This window comes from Trinickia symbiotica, from assembly GCF_003028655.1.
GTDB classification, from domain to species: domain Bacteria; phylum Pseudomonadota; class Gammaproteobacteria; order Burkholderiales; family Burkholderiaceae; genus Trinickia; species Trinickia symbiotica_A.
Window position 1 is genome coordinate 18,137 of the sequence record NZ_PYUC01000004.1, and the last position, 17,676, is coordinate 35,812.

Below are 17,676 nucleotides of genomic sequence, written 5' to 3' on the forward strand. Positions count from 1 at the left end.
CCGCGTTGCGTCGAGGCCACGTCTGCTCCGCTCTTTTGAGTCGCTTTGTAACGTTCGATGACCGCCAGCGATTGGCCGGCGCCCGGGAATGCCTCCGTTCCGGGCGCCGGATGCCGTTGCTCTCTCAGGGTAACGGGAAGAAACACACTGATACGTCGGGCAGCAAGACAGCGGCACGCCAATACGGTATAATCCGTACTATGAAATAAGAAGCGCGATTGAGAATTCCAATCGACGAATGACCATGCTGAAGCAACGCACTATCAAATCGATCGTCAAGACAGTCGGCATTGGCCTCCATTCAGGACGCAAGGTCGATCTGACGCTCCGTCCCGCTGCCGAGAACACCGGCATCGTGTTCTCGCGCGTCGATTTGCCGAGCCCCGTCGACATCCCGGCTTCGGCGCTCGCGATCGGCGACACACGTCTTGCTTCGGTGCTGCAAAAGGATGGCGCGCGCGTTTCGACCGTCGAGCATCTGATGTCGGCCTGCGCCGGCCTCGGCATCGACAATCTCTATGTCGACGTGACGGCCGAAGAGATTCCGATCATGGACGGCAGCGCGGCATCGTTCGTCTTCCTGATGCAGTCGGCCGGCATTCAGGAGCAGAACGCGCTGAAGAAATTCATCAAGGTGACGAAGCCCGTCGAAGTGCGCGAAGGCGACAAATTCGCGCGCGTCGAGCCCTATTTCGGCTTCAAGCTCAAGTTCACGATCGATTTCCATCACCCGGCTGTCGACAAGACGGGACAGGCGCTCGAAGTCGATTTCGCGACGACCTCGTATGTTCGTGAAATTGCCCGCGCACGGACTTTCGGCTTTGCGCACGAAGTCGAGATGATGCGTGAGCTCGGCCTCGCGCGCGGCGGCAGCATGGACAATGCGATCGTGCTCGACGAATACCGCGTCCTCAACAACGACGGACTTCGTTACGACGACGAGTTCGTAAAGCACAAGATGCTCGATGCGATCGGCGATCTTTACGTCATCGGCCATCCGCTATTGGCGTCTTACACCGCGTACAAATCGGGGCATGGCCTCAACAATGCGTTGCTGCGCGAGCTGCTCGCTCGCGAAGACGCTTATGAGATGGTCACGTTCGAGGATGCGCAACACGCGCCGCGCGGGTTCGGCTACGACGCACAGACGGCATTCGCCTGAAACCCTTGCGGATTGTCTGTTGCGCGCGCTTTGCGTAGTGCCGAGCCACTGATACGGCGATAGCCACGACACAAATGAAGGCGGCCTTGCTCCGAGCATCGCCGCCTATTTGCTTTTCTTGCCGTCGCCGGCGGATTTGCCCGCGCCGTGGCGCGCCGCCATGCGGGCGAGCGCCGTCGTCAGCGGCGAGGGGGGCAGCGTTTCGCTCAGCGTGCGCAACGCGGCCGCGCCGATCGGCGTCATGCGTGCTTCTTTCGGCCGCGGGGCTTGCGCCTCGGCCTTAGGCCTCACCTTTACGGCAAGCGTGCGCACGTTCCAGCCGCGTTGCTGCAACTCGGCGACGAGCCGCGGCTCGAGGTGCCTGAGCCGCGCCGCGAGCGCGCTATGCGCGGCGAAGATCGTCAGCGCGCCGTCTTTGACGAAGCCGGGCTCCACGCTCGTTGCCAGATAGTCAGGCAGCAATTGCGCGAGATCGCGCTCGAGCGCCGAAATCTGCTCGACGCCGGCGCGTAGCGCCGCGAACGCATCGGTACGACCGAGCACCTCGGCTAGCGGTTGCGGCCGGGCCGGCCCGGCAGGGGGGGATGATCGCGAAAAACGGCTCATGGGCGCGATTGTACCTTTGCCCTCGGGTCACGCCGCGCTCGCCGCCGCGAGAGCGGGGCGCCGCCGTGTCCGGCCCGCCCCGCCACTGACACGGCACATTAAGTCTCGCGTGCTAAAATCCGCGATTCGAATTCACTCATGGATAAGCCGCCGAGGCCATACGATTCGGCATCCCGCGGAGCCCTCTCCGCGAGCCGCACCTCGCGTGCGGACCGACCGAAGCCGCGACGCAAACCGACCGATGACCACCGGTTTTCTCCAAAAGATTTTTGGCAGCCGTAATCAGCGGCTGATCAAGCAGTACCTAAAGACCGTTGCGGTGATCAATTCGCTCGAGCCGCAGATCGAGCAATTGACGGACGAGCAACTGCGCGCCAAAACGGACGAGTTCCGTCAGCGCGTGGCGAGCGGGGAATCGCTCGACAAGCTGCTGCCCGAGGCGTTCGCCGTTTGTCGCGAGGCGAGCCGTCGCGTGCTGAAGATGCGGCACTTCGACGTGCAGTTGATCGGCGGCATGGCACTCCATTACGGCAAGATCGCCGAAATGCGCACGGGCGAGGGCAAGACGCTCGTCGCCACGCTCGCCGCTTATCTCAATGCGCTATCGGGGCGCGGCGTGCACGTCGTGACGGTCAACGACTATCTCGCTCAGCGCGATGCCGAGTGGATGGGCAAGCTCTATAACTTCCTCGGCCTCGGCGTCGGCGTCAATCTGTCGCAAATGGATCATGCCTCCAAGCAGGAGGCTTATGCGGCCGATATCACGTACGGCACGAACAACGAGTTCGGATTCGACTACCTGCGCGACAACATGGTCTACGAGACGAGCGCGCGCGTGCAGCGCTCGCTCAACTTCGCGATCGTCGACGAAGTGGACTCGATCCTCATCGACGAGGCCCGTACGCCGCTGATCATCTCGGGGCAGGCCGAAGACCATACGGATCTTTACGTCCGCATGAACGCGCTGCCGCCGCTGCTCGAGCGGCAAATCGGCGAGGAGCGCGCCGACGGGACGGGCGTCGAGAAGCCCGGCGACTACACGCTCGACGAAAAGTCGCGCCAGGTCTATCTGACCGAATCAGGGCATGAGAAGGCCGAGCGGATGTTGTTCGAATGGGGCTTGATCGCCGAGGGCGAAAGTCTTTACGCGCCGCAGAACATCACGCTCATGCACCACGTCTATGCGGCATTGCGCGCGCATACGCTGTTCTTCCGCGATCAGCACTACGTGGTGCAGAACGGCGAGGTCATCATCGTCGACGAGTTCACGGGCCGGCTGATGCCGGGCCGTCGCTGGTCCGACGGGCTGCACCAGGCTGTCGAGGCGAAGGAGCACGTGAAGATCCAGAGCGAGAACCAGACGCTCGCCTCGATCACGTTCCAGAACTACTTCCGCATGTACGTGAAGCTTTCGGGCATGACCGGTACAGCGGATACCGAGGCCTACGAGTTCAACGAGATCTATGGCCTCGAGACGGTCGTCATTCCGACGAACCGGCCACCGAAGCGGATCGATCTGCAGGATCAGATCTACAAGACGGCGAAGGAGCGTTACGACGCGGTGATCCGCGATATCCGCGAATGCTACGAGCGTGGGCAGCCGGTCCTCGTCGGCACCACTTCGATCGAGAATTCAGAGCTGCTCTCGAACCTGCTGACGAAGGCGGGCCTGCCGCACGAAGTGCTGAACGCGAAGCAGCACGCGCGCGAGGCCGGGATCGTCGCGGAAGCGGGGCGGCCGCAGCGCATCACGATCGCCACGAATATGGCGGGCCGCGGCACCGACATCGTGCTCGGCGGCAATGCCGAGAAGCAAGCCGCGCTGCTCGAGGCCGATCCGTCGCTCTCTCCCGAGGAGAAGGCTTCCCGGGCCCAGGCACTTTATGACGAGTGGCAGGCGCTGCACGATCGAGTGAAGGCAGCCGGTGGCCTTCATATCGTCGGCACCGAGCGGCACGAGTCGCGCCGTATCGACAACCAGCTGCGCGGCCGCGCCGGCCGTCAGGGCGACCCCGGTTCGTCGCGGTTTTATCTTTCGCTCGAGGATCCGCTGCTGCGCATTTTCGCGGGCGACCGCGTGCGCGCGATCATGGACCGCCTGCGCATGCCCGAAGGCGAGGCGATCGAGGCCGGCATCGTCACACGCTCGATTGAATCGGCGCAGCGCAAGGTCGAGGCGCGCAACTTCGATATTCGCAAGCAACTGCTCGAGTACGACGACGTCGCGAATGATCAGCGCAAGGTCATCTATCAGCAGCGCAACGAGTTGCTCGAGGCGCACGACATCACCGAAACGATCGCGGCGATGCGCCATGCGGTGATCACGGACGTGGTCCGTCAATTCATCCCGGCGGGCAGCATCGAAGAGCAGTGGCAGGCGCCCGAACTCGAAGAGGCGCTGCGCAGCGACTGGCAGCTCGATCTCGCGGTCCAGGAGATGATCAGCGAGTCGCAGTCGCTCGATGCTGAAGACATCGTCGAAGCCGTGCTCGCGGCCGCCGATGAAGCCTACGAGGCGAAGGTCACGCTCGTCGGGCGCGAAGCGTTCAGTGCCTTCGAGCGCTCGATCATGCTGCAAACGCTCGATCGCTTCTGGCGCGAGCATCTCGCCGCGCTAGACCATCTGCGGCAAGGGATCCATCTGCGCGGCTACGCGCAGAAGAACCCCAAGCAGGAATACAAGCGCGAAGCGTTCGAGCTCTTCGAGGCGCTGCTCAATATCGTCAAGACCGAGGTCACGCGCATCGTGATGAACGTGCGGATCCAGTCGCCCGAGCAACTCGAGGAGGCCACGGAGCAGTACGAAGAGCAGGGCGGCCACATCGAGAACGTCGAGTTCCGCCACGCCGAGTTCGCCGATGAGGCCGCGACGGCGACGGCCGCGGCCGCGGTCGCGGCGCCTACGGCGGCCGACGCGACGGCCCAGATGGTTGGCGAGGCGATGAGCCACGGTGCACATGCCACCGCGGGCGCGCAATCCGTGGCGGGCAGCGTGCCGAAGGTCGGACGCAACGATCCGTGCCCGTGCGGAAGCGGCAAGAAGTACAAGCAATGCCACGGCAGGCTGGCATGAAGTTGATGAAGGCTGCCCCCATGCTCACTGCGTTCGCTGCCCCCTCCCGCAAGGGGACTTCCTCAGGGAGCCCCCAAAAGGGTGCACCCTTCGGGGCGCGAGGCGTTTTCACCTTTCACGGCTTCCGATAGGTCTTCAGACGATGGCTGTCAATTTTCCTTCGATCGATCCCGAGCAACTCCATCCCGTCGCGGGCGTCACGCTCGGGTGGGCCGAGGCCAACATTCGCAAGCCGAATCGCAAGGACGTCCTCGTGATGTCGATCGAAGAAGGCGCGACAGTGGCGGGCGTCTTCACGGCGAACCAATTCTGCGCGGCGCCCGTGACGGTCTGCCGCGAGCACCTGGCGAAAGGCAACGGGATTCGCGCGCTCGTCGTCAATACGGGCAATGCCAACGCCGGCACCGGCGAGCCCGGTCTCGCGCACGCGCGCGAGACCTGCGCCGAGCTCGCGCGCCTGGCGGGTATCGCGCCCGAGCAGGTGCTGCCGTTTTCGACGGGCGTAATTCTCGAGCCCCTGCCGATCGATCGGCTGAAGGCCGGTTTGCCGGTTGCCTTGTCGAATCTGCGGGCCGCACACTGGTACGAGGCGGCGCACTCGATCATGACGACCGACACGCAGCCGAAAGCCGCCTCACGCCAGGTGAGCATCGACGGCCATGCCGTGACGCTCACCGGCATCAGCAAGGGCGCGGGCATGATCAAGCCGAACATGGCGACGATGCTCGGCTTCCTGGCGTTCGACGCGGCCGTGGCGCAGCCCGTGCTCGACGCGCTCGTGAAGGACGTCGCCGATCGCTCGTTCAACTGCATCACGATCGACGGCGACACGTCGACCAACGACTCGTTCATCCTGATCGCGTCCGGCAAGTCCAGCCTGCCGCCGATCACGTCGACGTCGACGGCCGCTTATGCCGAGCTGCGCAACGCGGTCGTGGAAGTCGCGCAAACGCTCGCGCAATTGATCGTGCGCGATGGGGAAGGGGCGACCAAATTCATCACCGTGCGCGTCGAGGGCGGGACGAGCGTTGCCGAGTGCCGCCAGATCGCCTATGCGATCGGTCACTCACCGCTCGTCAAAACGGCTTTCTACGCGTCCGATCCGAATCTCGGGCGAATCCTCGCGGCGATCGGCTACGCCGGCGTGACCGATCTCGACGTCGCGAAAATCGATCTCTATCTCGACGATGTGCACGTCGCGAAGGCGGGCGGCCGCCACCCCGAGTATCGCGAGGAGGACGGCCAGCGCGTCATGAAGCAAAGCGAGATTACGATCCGCGTGCTGCTGGGCCGCGGATCGGCCGACGCGACGATCTGGACGTGCGACCTGTCGCACGAATACGTGAGCATCAACGCCGACTACCGCTCGTAACGCTGGAAGCCGCCGGCGGCGGGTTTTTTCCCATGCCGCCGCGGCACGCAGGCTCTCTCTCTCATGGACAAACTCGAACAGTTTCTCGCTCGCGCCGAGTCCCTGCTCGGCCGCCTCGAGGCGATGGTGCCGCCGGCCGCTCCCGAGGTGGACTGGTCGGCCGCGGTGGCCTTTCGCTGGCGCAAGCGCCAAGGGCGCGGCTATCTGCAGGCCGTCGAGGCGATTTCGCCCATCACGCTCAGCGATTTGCAGAACATCGACCGGCAAAAGGCGCTGATCGAGCAGAACACGCGCCAGTTCGTGGCCAAGCGGCCTGCGAACAACGTGCTGCTGACGGGTGCCCGCGGCACCGGCAAGTCGTCCTTGATCAAGGCATGCCTGAACGCGTACGCGGCCGATGGCCTGCGCCTCATCGAGGTCGATAAAGACGACCTGCATGACCTCGGCGACATCACCGAACTCATCGCGCCGCGCCCCGAGCGGTTCATCGTCTTTTGCGACGATCTCTCGTTCGAAGAAGGCGAATCGGGCTACAAGGCGCTGAAAGTGGCACTCGACGGATCGGTTTCCGCACAGTCGGACAACGTGCTGATCTACGCGACCTCGAATCGCCGCCATCTGATGCCCGAGTACATGAGCGACAACGAGACGTACAAGCACACGGCGGACGGTGAGATTCACCCAGGCGAAGTCGTCGAAGAAAAAATTTCGTTGTCCGAACGTTTTGGCCTCTGGGTCAGCTTCTATCCGTTCAAGCAGGACGACTATCTGACGATCGTCGCGCACTGGCTCCGACATTTCGGTTGCGACGATGCCGAAATCGAGGCGGCTCGCGGCGACGCGCTCGTCTGGGCCCTCGAGCGCGGCTCGCGGTCCGGACGCGTGGCCTGGCAGTTCGCGCGCGATCGGTCGGGCAAGAAATGACGAGCGCAGGTCGGATGCCGGGTGAAAAGTCGCCGCGGCCGGTCACCGAAGTGGCGGTCGGCGTGCTCGTGCAGCCCGACGGACGCTACTTGCTCGCGCAGCGTCCGGCCGGGAAGCCGTACGAGGGCTATTGGGAATTCCCTGGCGGTAAGCTCGAGAACGGCGAGACCGTCGAAGCGGCGCTCGCGCGCGAGTTGCATGAAGAGCTGGGCATCTTCGTCGAGGAATGCCATCTCTGGCACACGCTCGAGCACGATTACCCGCACGCCTACGTGCGCCTCTACTTCTGCAAAGTCACTCGCTGGCGCGGCGAGCCGCATGGCCGCGAGGGGCAGGCATTCAGCTGGCAGGGATTGCCCGTAGCCGTCTCGCCGCTGCTGCCGGCGGCGATTCCCGTGCTCGAGATGTTGGCGGCGGACTGAGCTGGCGCGGCTCGCTTAGCGCTTCAGTTCTTCAAATCATCGCCGCCACGGGCATCGTCGGACGACGGTGCTTCATCGTCGTCCGCGCCGCCTATCCGGTACCGCTCGGCGGCCCAGGCACCGAGATCGATTTGCTTGCATCGCTCGGAGCAAAAGGGGCGGAAGCGGTTTTCAGGTACCCAGCGGACTTCCCTGCCGCATGTCGGGCATTTCACAACGGTGATCATCGCTCAAGCAATCGTCGAAAAACAGGTTCGGTCGAGCCGTGTCGAGCGGGGCCGCGACCGGCGAACCGGCTATTCTGCCCGCACGCTTCAAAGGCTGCAAAGCGTCAGATGGAACGGCACGTCGACATCGACGGCCCGCGGACGCATGTCGCCGTCCTGCACGGTGAAGCGCACCCAGAGCATGTATTTATTGGCGCTCGCTTCGGGTATCACGCGCAACTCCGGTGAAACCCGAACCTGCATCAATTGATAGGTGCGACCCGACAGCATCTGTTGATAGCTGCCCTGCATCGCCATGACCTTCGACGCCTGCCCCGATTCGCGGGCAAGGCGCAGGACGATCATTGCCGCATCGCGCAACGGCAAAAGCGGCATGATCCATTTGGCGATGTCTTGCCTGCGCTGGTCGGGGTGCGTCTGCTGCCACGCGTAGTACGACGGCAGATCGAATTTGCACGTTCCACCGGGGATGATGGCGCGGCTGCGAATGCTCGAGAGCCACTCGTTGTCGGTCAGGTGCTGGCCCGTCTTGCCCTGCATCTGTGCTAGGCCGCTCAGGGTCTGCTCGATCTCGGTAAGCACCGTTTCGAGCGCGTTCTGTTCGATGCCGGGGTTGCCGCGAAACGGCGCCAAAGTCTGGCGCTGGCGCTCGAGCTCTTTCATCAGGTCCGACTTCAGATCCGCCCGCCCCGTGACTTCGGCGATTTCGAACAGCGTCGTCAGCGCGACGTGGTGCTCTCTCGCGTCGTCTTGGCTCAGGAAGAACGTGAAGCGCTCGAACAGATCTTCGAGACGCAGCAGCGTGCGAATTCGCTCGTTGAACGGATACTCGTAAAGGATCAAGCGCGCTCGCCTCTGGCGTCGTGGGTGATGGATTGCAGGACATTCTAATGCCGTGCATTGACCGTCGCAATCGCGGAATCGAGCGCTTTTTACGAACCGGGGTGCAGGCGGGAAGTGCTTTTCGCCAACGACAAATAGCTTTCGTGCAATCGACGTACCTCGTCAGCAAGGGCTTCGGGTGTCCGATCCTCGTTGACCAGTACGTCGTCGGCGGCCGCAAGCCGCGCTTCGCGGGTGGCCTGACGCGCGATGATCGCCAAGACTTCATCGCGCGCGAACCCGTTGCGCCGCATGACTCGCGCGATCTGGGTCTCGACGCTGCAATCGACGACGAGAACCCGATCGTAACGCGATCTCCATTCGCCCGCTTCGACCAGCAGCGGAACGACCGTGATGACGTAATGACCGCTTGCCGCGGCGACCTCGCGCTGCGTCTCTTCACGAATGAGCGGGTGCGTGATGGCCTCGAGGCGCGCTTTCGCCCGAACGTCGGCAAACACGAGCGCCCGCATCTTCGCGCGATCGAGCGAGCCGTCGGGCGCGACGAATGCCTCGCCGAACTCGCGCGCGATGCGCGGCATCGCGGCCCCCCGCGGTGCCGTGATACGGTGCGCGATCGCGTCCGTGTCGACGATCGTGACGCCATGCAGGGCGAACAGATCGGCGACGAAGGTCTTGCCGCTACCGATGCCGCCGGTCAGCCCGACGATCAAACGATCAGCATCTACCGAGCGCATCGTCACCTCAGGTCCCGAACAGGTGAAAGAGCGGCGTGCCGCAAAAGAGCGTCGCCGCACCGCCGGCCGCGAGAAACGGGCCGAACGGCAGCGGCTCCTGGAAGCGCATCCGGCCGAGCCCGGTCGCCAGGAGTCCGACGAGCGCCCCCGTTACAGCCGAGATGAGGACGACCTGCGGCAGCGCCGCCCAGCCGAGCCACGCGCCGATCGCGGCGAGCAGCTTGAAGTCTCCGTACCCCATGCCCTCGATGCCACGCACGAACCGAAACACCCAATACACGCCCCACAGGAACAGATACCCCACGATGGCACCGGCAACGGCTTCGCGCAAGCTCGCGAAGGTGTCGGCGAAATTCACGATGAGTCCGGCCCACAGCAGCGGCAGCGTGAGCGAGTCGGGCAGCAGGCGTGTCTCGATGTCGATCGCGCTCATCGCAAGCAGCGCCGCACAAAGCCCGAAAGCCGCGAGCGCGGCGCCGGACGGGCCGAAGCGGAAGAGCGCAAGGGCCGCCAATGCACCGCTCGCCAGCTCGACAGCGGGATAGCGGACGCCGATCGGCGCGCGACATGCCGAACAGCGTCCGCGCAGCAGCAAATAGCTGAGCAGCGGGATGTTCTCCCACGCGCGCAGCACATGTCCGCAGTGCGGGCAGGCGCTGCGCGGCAACCAAAGGTTGTAGCGGGCCGGCAGTCCGTCCGCGTCCGGGGGCTCGCCCGTCGCCTCGCTGACTTCCAGGCGCCAGGCGCGCTCGAGCATGACGGGGAGCCGATGCGCGACGACGTTCAGAAAACTGCCGATCACCAGGCCGAAAACGATCGCGAAGACGTATTGCCAGCCGGGCGGCAAATGGGCGAGGGCCATGCCGAAGCTCGAGGTCGGCTCCGAGAACGGGGCGCTGAACATGAAGGTGTACACGGACGGCAGTGGCGACGAGCAGAGGGTCGAATGGGCTGGATGCTACACCACGTTGCCGATCTCGATGACGGGCAGATAGAGCGCGACGACCAAGCCGCCCACGAGCGCGCCCAACACAACGACGACGACCGGCTCCGCCAGCGCGGTAAGCAGGGTCAGTTTTTGGCGCGCTTCACGCTCGGCGAGCGAGGCCATGTCGAGCAGCATCACATCGAGCGCGCCCGATTCTTCGGCGATTGCGATGGTTTCGACGATCGAGCGTGGGAAACGGCCCACGGCTCGTATCGCGGCGGCGAGCCGTTCTCCGCGGGCAAGGCGGGCTGCGATTTCGGTACCGGCGCGATCGAAATGGGCGTTGCCGGTTGCCTGCGTGAGCGAGCCGAGCGCCTCGGCGAGGGGCGTGCCGGCGGCGAGCAGCGTGCCGAGCGCACGGCAAAAGCGTGCGACGGCAACCGCCGTGCAAAGCGGTCCGACGATCGGCGCGGCCAAGGCCATCTCATGCAACGCAAGACGTGCGCGCCCCGAAGTTCGCACGAGGCGCGCCGTGATCAGATAGCACGCCGCGATGGCAGCGGCAATTGCGCCGCCCGCTTCAGCGAGCGCCTCGGAAATCGCTATGACCGCGCGCGTCGGCGCGGGCAGGCCGGCTCCGAAGCTCTCGAAGACCTGCTGAAATGTCGGCACGACCCAGATGAGCAACGCGGCCGTGACGGCGATTGCGAAAAGCAATACGGCCATCGGATAGGCGAGCGCGGCCCGCGCTTTGGCGCGTAAGTCCGCGGCGCGCTCGCGCTCTTCGGCGAGCCGCGCGAGCGTCGCGGCCAGCGACCCCGAGGCCTCGCCGACTGCGGCGAGCTGGCAGTAAAAGGCGTCGAACTGCAGCGGGAACGACGAGAGTGCCGCCGCGAACCGGGCTCCATCCGTGATGCCGCGTGCGAGCGCCTCCGCGATGCGCGCCATGCCGCCTGCGGCTGACGCTTGCGCGATGAGATCAAGCGCTTGCGCGAGCGGCACGCCCGCGTGCAACAGACTCGCCAGTTGCCGCGTGAAGCCGGTGACCTCGCGCTGGCTCGCTTTGGGTCGGGGGGCTTTGCCGCGCTCGGCTAGCGCGAGCACGACGACGTCGCGCCGACGCAACCGCGCGCGTGCCGCCGCGGCATCGACAGCCACGACCACGCCGCGCCGGCGCCGGCCGTCGAGTTCGATGCCTTGCCACGCGAAGCGCCGCTCGGCGCGGACCGCGCTCAATTCCAGCAACTCGCCGCGGCCGTTCATGTCGCCGCCCGTCCAGCCGCCCAGCAACGGAATGCGCGGGTGCGGCCGCTCATCCCGCCTCCGTCGCGGCGACCGCCTCGCTCAAGCTCGTCGTACCGTCGCGCACGCGGGCAAGCGCCGCCTGGCGAAGTGTTTCGGTCCCCTCCGCGCGAGCCTGGCGCGCTAACGGCTCCCCCGTTGCGCGCGCGACGATGAGCTCGCGCATCGCGGCAGATACGGGCATGACCTGGTGGATGCCGACGCGCCCCTTATAGCCGATACCGTGGCAGTCTTCGCAGCCACAGGCGACATAAGACGTCCAGCCGCGGATTTCTTCTTCCGCGAATCCCGCCGCGCGCAGCGAGGCATCCGCCGCTCGAGCAGGTTTTCTGCAGCGTGTGCAAAGGCGCCGCACGAGGCGCTGCGCCGTTACAAGCTTGAGCGCGGCGGCGAGGTTATAGGGGGCGACGCCGATGTCGAGAAGGCGTGCAATCGCCCCGGCCGCGTCGTTCGTGTGCAGCGTGGAGAGAACAAGGTGTCCCGTTTGCGCGGCCTTGAACGCCACGTCCGCCGTTTCGCCGTCGCGGATCTCCCCAACCATGATCACATCGGGGTCCTGCCGCAAAAACGCGCGCAGCGCCACGGCGAACGTCAGTCCGGCCTTCTCCCGGACATTGACCTGATTGATCCCGGCAAGCTGAATCTCGGCCGGATCCTCGACCGCACAGATATTGCGCGACTCCGCGTTGAGCATCTGCATGAAGCAATGTAGCGAAAGCGTTTTGCCGCTGCCGGTCGGCCCCGTCACGAGAATGAGGCCATGCGGTGTGCGGATCGCGGCCTCGACGAGCGCGCGTTGCTGCGTCGTGAAGCCGAGCGCATCGAGCGAAAACTCGTCGGGCAGCGTATCGAGACGCCGCAGCACGAGCTTTTCACCGAAGAGGGTAGGGAGCGAACTCACCCGGTAATCTTCCGTCTTGCCCGCCGCCGAGGCGAGCCGAAGCCGTCCGTCTTGCGGCACACGGCGTTCGGCGATGTCGAGGCGGGCGAGCACTTTGATGCGCGTGACGAACGCGTCACGCAGATGCGCGGGCGGCCGGACCGCTTCGTGCAGCGTGCCGTCGACGCGCAGGCGAATGCGCCAGCCGCGCTCGCCGGGCTCGACGTGGATATCCGATGCGCCGAGTGCGCAGGCCTGCGCGAGCGTCTCGGCGAGGAGCCGGACCGCCGGCGCGTCATCCATTCCGGACGGCTGCGGCATCGCGGCCGCGATCGAAGAAGAGAGAAGCGAGGAAGACATCGAATGCCGGCAACCGCCGCCGTTGAAACACGATGGCGCGATCATCGCGCGATTGGCGGCGGGCCGGTATTCGGCCGGATGGCTAGGACTCCTTTCGCGGCGGCGCTCAGGCGCGCGCGCTTTTCGCGACAGCGACGCCCCTCGGCTTGAAGACCTTGACCGTGCGGATGGTCTGATCGTCGCTTTGCAAGACCTCGATCTGGACGTCGCCGATCTGCACGCAGACATCGCCTTCGGGAATCTCCTCGAGCGTCTCGAGAATGAGGCCGTTCAATGTCTTTGGGCCATCTGTCGGCAAGCTCAGCTGAAGCCAGCGATTGAGTTCGCGCAGCGGCATGCTGCCCGCGACGATGCACTCGCCTTGCTCGTTCCAGCCGCGTCGCGAGCCGACGCCGCGCGGAATCGACGTCGTGAACTCGCCGATCAGTTCCTCGAGGATGTCCTCGGGCGTGACGAGTCCTTGCAGTTCGCCGTATTCGTTGACGACGAGCGCCGTGCGCTGCCGCGACTCCTGAAAGAACTGCAGTTGCTGGAAGACGGGCGTGCCCGAGGGCACGAAGTACGGCTCGGCGAGCAACTCGCGCAGCGATTCGCGCTCGAGCTCCTGCTTGTGCAGGGACGCGAGCGTCTTGCGCACGTGCAGGACGCCGAGCACACGATCGATGTCGCCCTCGTAGACGATGAGCTTGTTGTGATAGCACGTCTCGAGCTGATGAAGGATGTCGTCGAACGGCGCATTGAAATCGAGCGCCTCGATGCGCCGGCGCGGAATCATCACGTCGTCGACGGTGATGTCCTCGAGATCGAACAGATTGAGGAGGATGCTGCGGTGCTTGGTCGGCATGTAGCTGGCCGATTCAAGAACGATCGTGCGCAGCTCGTCGGTGCTGAGCCGTTGTTCCCGTCCTCCCCTCGGATTGATATGGAGCGTGAAGAGGATCGCGTTCGAAAACAGGTTGACGAACCAGATCACAGGCTTCAGGACGCGCATGAGCGGCGCGATGACGAAACTGGCCGGGAGCGCGATTTTGTCCGGATAGGTGGCGCCTACGATCTTCGGCGTGATTTCGGCGAATACGATGATGAGAAACGCGACGATGCCCGTGGCGACTGAGAGCACGACGTTGTCGTTGCCGAACGTGCGCAGGGCGATCGAGGTCGTCAGCACGGGGATGATCGTGTTGAGCAGATTGTTGCCGATGAGGACCACGCCGAGCAGCTGGTCGGTGCGCGCGAGCAGGCTCTGCGTCGTTTTTGCGCCGAACGCGCCCTTGTTGGCGAGATGTTTCAGGCGATGGCGGTTCAACGCCATCATGGCTGTTTCGGAGATCGAGAAGAAGCCGGAGCAGAAGAGGAGAACGATGACGGCGCCGATCTGCGCCCATAAAGGAATTTGTTCCACGCGTTACGCAAAAAGCGGAAGGGATAAGGATGCACAGAATATAGCAGAGACCTTTTCGTCAGCCCGACTGGCCGAGTGGCCAAGGCTGGGAAGACAAAATTTGTTTTTATCAAACTTTGTTTGACGGCGGTAATTTGGCTCGCTAGCATCCACCGAATGTGCTTGCGAGGAACGGCAAGTCCACGTTTTGCGAATGCCCCGCCATTTACTTTCTCGGTGAGGTGAGCGCGTGCCTTCTTTCTTTATCGACCGTCCTGTATTCGCGTGGATCGTGGCGCTCGGAATCGTGCTGGCCGGCGTGCTTGCGATGCCGATGTTGCCGGTCATGCAATATCCGAAGCTCACGCCGCCGCGCATTGTCATCAGCGCGTCCTATCCGGGGGCTTCCGCCGAGGTGGTCGACAGCAACGTCGCCAGCGTCATCGAGGAGAGCCTCGATGGCGTCGACGGCCTGCAGTACTACGCGACCTCGAGCGACGGTTTCGGCAACCTCGAAATCGACGCGATTTTCGCGCCTGGCACGAATCCCGATATTGCGATGGTCGGCGTGCAAAACCGTATGAAGCAGGTCGAGCCCCGGTTGCCGCAACAGGTGGTGCAACAGGGTATCGGCGTCTTCAAGGCGACGAACACGTTCCTCATGCTCGTGAGTCTGGTTTCGACCGACGGCACGCGCGATTCCACGGCGCTCGGCGACTATCTGAGCCGCTCCGTGCTGCGCGAGTTGAAGCGCGCGCCCGGTGTCGGCAATGCCGAGCTTTGGGATGCCGACGAGGCGCTGCGGATCTGGCTCGACCCGATGAAGCTGCGCGAGTATGGTCTTGCCCCGGCGGACGTCAACGCAGCCATTCGGGCGCAGAACGCGGCCGTCACGGCGGGAGCGATCGGCAACACGCCGTCGGGGCCGGGCCAGGCGATCACGGCCTCGGTCAGCGTGCGGGGCCAACTGCGCACACCCGCCGAATTCGCCAATATCGTGCTGAAAGCCCGGCAAAGCGGTGCGCTCGTGCGGCTCGGCGACGTGGCGCGCGTCGAGCTCGGCCGCAGCGACTACACGTTCTGGTCGCGTCTGAATGGACACGACGCGGCGACGGTCGGCATCTCGCTCGCGCCCGACGGCAATGCGCTCGCGACCTCGAATGCCATTCGCGCGCGCCTCGCGGAGATTTCGAAACAGCTACCGCCCGGCGTCGCCGTTTCGATCCCGTACGACGGCGCGCATTTCGTGAAGATTGCGATCGACGAGGTCGTCGTCACGCTGCTCGAGGCGATCGTGCTCGTCTTTTGCGTGATGTGGCTTTTCCTGCGCGACTTGCGCTACACGCTCGTGCCGAGTGTCGTGATTCCTGTCGCGCTGATGGGCGCGCTCGCCGCGATGTCCGTATGCGGGCTGTCGATCAACGTATTCACGCTGTTCGGTCTCGTGCTCGCGATCGGCATTCTCGTCGACGATGCGATCGTCGTTGTAGAGAACGTCGAGCGCATCATGCGGGAAGAGGGCTTGAGTGCGAGAGCGGCGACGAAAAAGGCGATGGCGCAGATCGGCGGCGCGATAGTCGGTGTCACGGCGGTGCTGACGGTCGTATTCGTGCCGATGGCTTTCTTCACCGGGGGCGTCGGCGGCATTTATCGGCAATTCGCGATTGCGATGATCGCGGCCATCCTCGTGTCCGCGTTCATGGCGCTCTCGCTCGCGCCGGCGCTATGCGCGAGCTTGCGCATGGCGCCCAAGCCGGCGGCCGATCATGCGAAGTGTTTTGGCGGTCGTTTCGTGGCGTCGTTCGATCGCGCTTCGGGCGGCTACCGGAACCTCGTCGCGCGATTGCTCCGACGCTCACGGCCCGTCCTCGGGGTTCATCTTGCGTTGATCGGCGCGGCGGCGCTGATGTATGCATCGCTGCCCGACGGCTTTCTGCCCACGGAGGACCAAGGTCAGTTGCAGGTCATGGTCCAGCTTCCGCCCGGGGCGACGCAAGGGCGTACGTTCTCGGTCATTCGCGAAGTCGAAGACGTCCTTCGGCAGGAATCGGCGGTCTCGAACGTCACGACGGTCATAGGCTGGAGTTTCAACGGGAGCGGGCAGAACGTCGGTATGGCGTTTGTCGACCTGAAGGATTGGAAGAATCGCGACATCGACGCGCAGACGTTGCGCGACCGGCTCAACGCGAAGTTCGAGAAGATTGCCGCGGGCGGGGTGATCGCACAGTTGCCGCCCTCGGTGCCCGGGCTCGGCAAGTCGGACGGCTTCACGTTCCATCTCGAGGACAGAGGCGGCGTCGGCAACGACGTGCTCAATACGGCGCGCGAGCAGCTGCTGGAACTGGCCGCGCGAAGTCCCGTTCTCGCCGACGTGCATTCGGAGACGCTGCCCGACGCGCCGCGCGTCGTACTGAACATCGATCGTGCGAAGGCTTACGCGATGAACGTATCGTTCGACGCGATCGACGATGTGCTTGCCAACACGTTCGGCACGTCATATGTCGATGACTTTCCGGCGGGCGGGCGCATGCTGCGCGTGATGGTGGGCGCCGACGCGTCGATGCGCGCGACCGATGCCGATCTGCTCAAGCTCGATGTGCGTAACGCGAATGGACAGATGGTGCCGTTTGCTGCGTTCGCGTCGCTCGATTGGACGCGCGGTCCGACCATGCTCACGCGCTACAACGGCTACCCGTCGCTCGACGTGACGGGCCGCGCGGCGGACGGCTACAGCTCGGGCGAGGCGATGGCCGAGATGGAACGGCTCGCCGCCCGTCTGCCCGAGGGCATCGCGTACGACTGGGCCGATGCGTCGCTCGCTCAGACACAGGCGACGCGTGAGACGCCGCTGCTGATCGGCTTGTCGATGCTCGCCGTATTCATGGTGCTGGCCGCTCTTTATGAGAGCTGGACGATTCCGTTCGCGGTGCTGATCGTCGTGCCGCTCGCGATGACGGGTGCCGTGGCGGCCATGTTCATGCGCGGTCTGCCGAACGACATCTATTTCAAGATCGGCATGGTGACGGTCATCGGCTTGGCGGCGAAGAACGCGATTTTGATCGTGCAGTTCGCGCGCGATCTGCATGCGCGCGGCATCCCGCTTGTCGACTCAATCGTCGAAGCATCGGCGATGCGCTTCAGGCCGATCGTGATGACGTCGGCGGCGTTTCTGCTCGGCGTCGTGCCGCTCGTGCTTTCGCAAGGCGCGGGTGCGGAAAGCCGTCATTCGCTCGGGACTGGCGTGTTCGGCGGCGTCATCGCCGCGACGTTGCTCGGACTCCTCTTTACGCCGGCGGCCTTCTATCTTGTGATGCGCGTCACGCAGCGGCGGCGAGCCGTGCAGGAGGATGTTGCCGATCGGCCCCAACGCGAAGGCGACGATGCCGAGGCGCTACGCGGTCCTGAGGTCGAGGCATCGTGACGAATCCGCGCAGCGGGCAATAAGCAGGCAGGTGCTGT

14 protein-coding genes are annotated in these 17,676 nt (G+C 64.6%); 6 read left to right on the top strand and 8 right to left on the bottom strand.

Translation table 11 applies throughout. The annotated features are described in order from the left end of the window. Positions 1 to 244: 244 nt before the first annotated feature. Positions 245 to 1,162 carry a UDP-3-O-acyl-N-acetylglucosamine deacetylase gene (gene lpxC / locus C9I57_RS08520; protein ID WP_107150587.1) on the top strand — a complete coding sequence of 306 codons (918 nt, stop codon included), beginning with the start codon at positions 245 to 247 and terminating at the stop codon, positions 1,160 to 1,162. A gap of 105 nt (positions 1,163 to 1,267) precedes the next feature. Here lpxC and C9I57_RS08525 read toward each other — a convergent pair whose 3' ends face one another. After that, positions 1,268 to 1,768 (bottom strand): DUF721 domain-containing protein, encoded by a 501-nt coding sequence (locus tag C9I57_RS08525; RefSeq protein WP_107150215.1) that lies wholly within the window; start codon positions 1,766 to 1,768, stop codon positions 1,268 to 1,270. 241 nt (positions 1,769 to 2,009) lie between these two features. Here C9I57_RS08525 and secA point away from each other — a divergent pair, with 241 nt between their 5' ends. The 4 genes from secA (at position 2,010) to C9I57_RS08545 (ending at position 7,559) form a co-directional block, all read left to right on the top strand. Then, positions 2,010 to 4,841 carry a preprotein translocase subunit SecA gene (secA, locus tag C9I57_RS08530; protein ID WP_107150216.1) on the top strand — a complete coding sequence of 944 codons (2,832 nt, stop codon included), beginning with the start codon at positions 2,010 to 2,012 and terminating at the stop codon, positions 4,839 to 4,841. 142 nt (positions 4,842 to 4,983) lie between these two features. Further along, complete coding sequence (argJ, locus tag C9I57_RS08535; protein WP_107150217.1) at positions 4,984 to 6,213, top strand: bifunctional glutamate N-acetyltransferase/amino-acid acetyltransferase ArgJ; 1,230 nt, start codon at positions 4,984 to 4,986, stop codon at positions 6,211 to 6,213. Between the two features lie 63 nt (positions 6,214 to 6,276). After that, positions 6,277 to 7,137 (top strand): ATP-binding protein, encoded by an 861-nt coding sequence (locus tag C9I57_RS08540; RefSeq protein ID WP_107150218.1) that lies wholly within the window; start codon positions 6,277 to 6,279, stop codon positions 7,135 to 7,137. Beyond that, entirely contained in the window at positions 7,134 to 7,559 is a 426-nt protein-coding gene (locus tag C9I57_RS08545) for an NUDIX domain-containing protein (RefSeq protein ID WP_107150219.1), read from the top strand. The genes C9I57_RS08540 and C9I57_RS08545 overlap by 4 nt, the downstream gene beginning before the upstream one ends. A 23-nt stretch (positions 7,560 to 7,582) precedes the next feature. Here the strand turns inward: C9I57_RS08545 and C9I57_RS08550 are convergent, their stop codons facing one another. The 7 genes from C9I57_RS08550 to C9I57_RS08580 form a co-directional block, all read right to left on the bottom strand. Beyond that, positions 7,583 to 7,786 (bottom strand): DNA gyrase inhibitor YacG, encoded by a 204-nt coding sequence (locus C9I57_RS08550; protein ID WP_107150220.1) that lies wholly within the window; start codon positions 7,784 to 7,786, stop codon positions 7,583 to 7,585. Between the two features lie 87 nt (positions 7,787 to 7,873). Further along, positions 7,874 to 8,629 carry a cell division protein ZapD gene (gene zapD / locus C9I57_RS08555; protein WP_107150221.1) on the bottom strand — a complete coding sequence of 252 codons (756 nt, stop codon included), beginning with the start codon at positions 8,627 to 8,629 and terminating at the stop codon, positions 7,874 to 7,876. 89 nt (positions 8,630 to 8,718) lie between these two features. Beyond that, positions 8,719 to 9,366 (bottom strand): dephospho-CoA kinase, encoded by a 648-nt coding sequence (coaE, locus tag C9I57_RS08560; RefSeq protein ID WP_107150588.1) that lies wholly within the window; start codon positions 9,364 to 9,366, stop codon positions 8,719 to 8,721. Between the two features lie 7 nt (positions 9,367 to 9,373). Further along, complete coding sequence (locus C9I57_RS08565; protein ID WP_258187562.1) at positions 9,374 to 10,228, bottom strand: prepilin peptidase; 855 nt, start codon at positions 10,226 to 10,228, stop codon at positions 9,374 to 9,376. Between the two features lie 96 nt (positions 10,229 to 10,324). Next, a complete protein-coding gene (locus C9I57_RS08570; protein WP_107150590.1) occupies positions 10,325 to 11,557 on the bottom strand; it encodes a type II secretion system F family protein in 1,233 nt (410 codons plus the stop codon). A 49-nt stretch (positions 11,558 to 11,606) separates the two neighbouring features. Beyond that, on the bottom strand, positions 11,607 to 12,836 hold the full coding sequence (locus C9I57_RS08575) for a GspE/PulE family protein (RefSeq protein ID WP_107150591.1): 1,230 nt from the start codon (positions 12,834 to 12,836) through the stop codon (positions 11,607 to 11,609). 106 nt (positions 12,837 to 12,942) lie between these two features. Next, a complete protein-coding gene (locus C9I57_RS08580; protein ID WP_107150222.1) occupies positions 12,943 to 14,238 on the bottom strand; it encodes an HlyC/CorC family transporter in 1,296 nt (431 codons plus the stop codon). Between the two features lie 229 nt (positions 14,239 to 14,467). On the opposite strand from C9I57_RS08580, the gene C9I57_RS08585 reads away from it, so the two are divergent. Continuing rightward, positions 14,468 to 17,638, top strand: coding sequence for a multidrug efflux RND transporter permease subunit (locus C9I57_RS08585; RefSeq protein WP_107150223.1), 3,171 nt, complete (start codon positions 14,468 to 14,470; stop codon positions 17,636 to 17,638). Positions 17,639 to 17,676 lie beyond the last annotated feature (38 nt).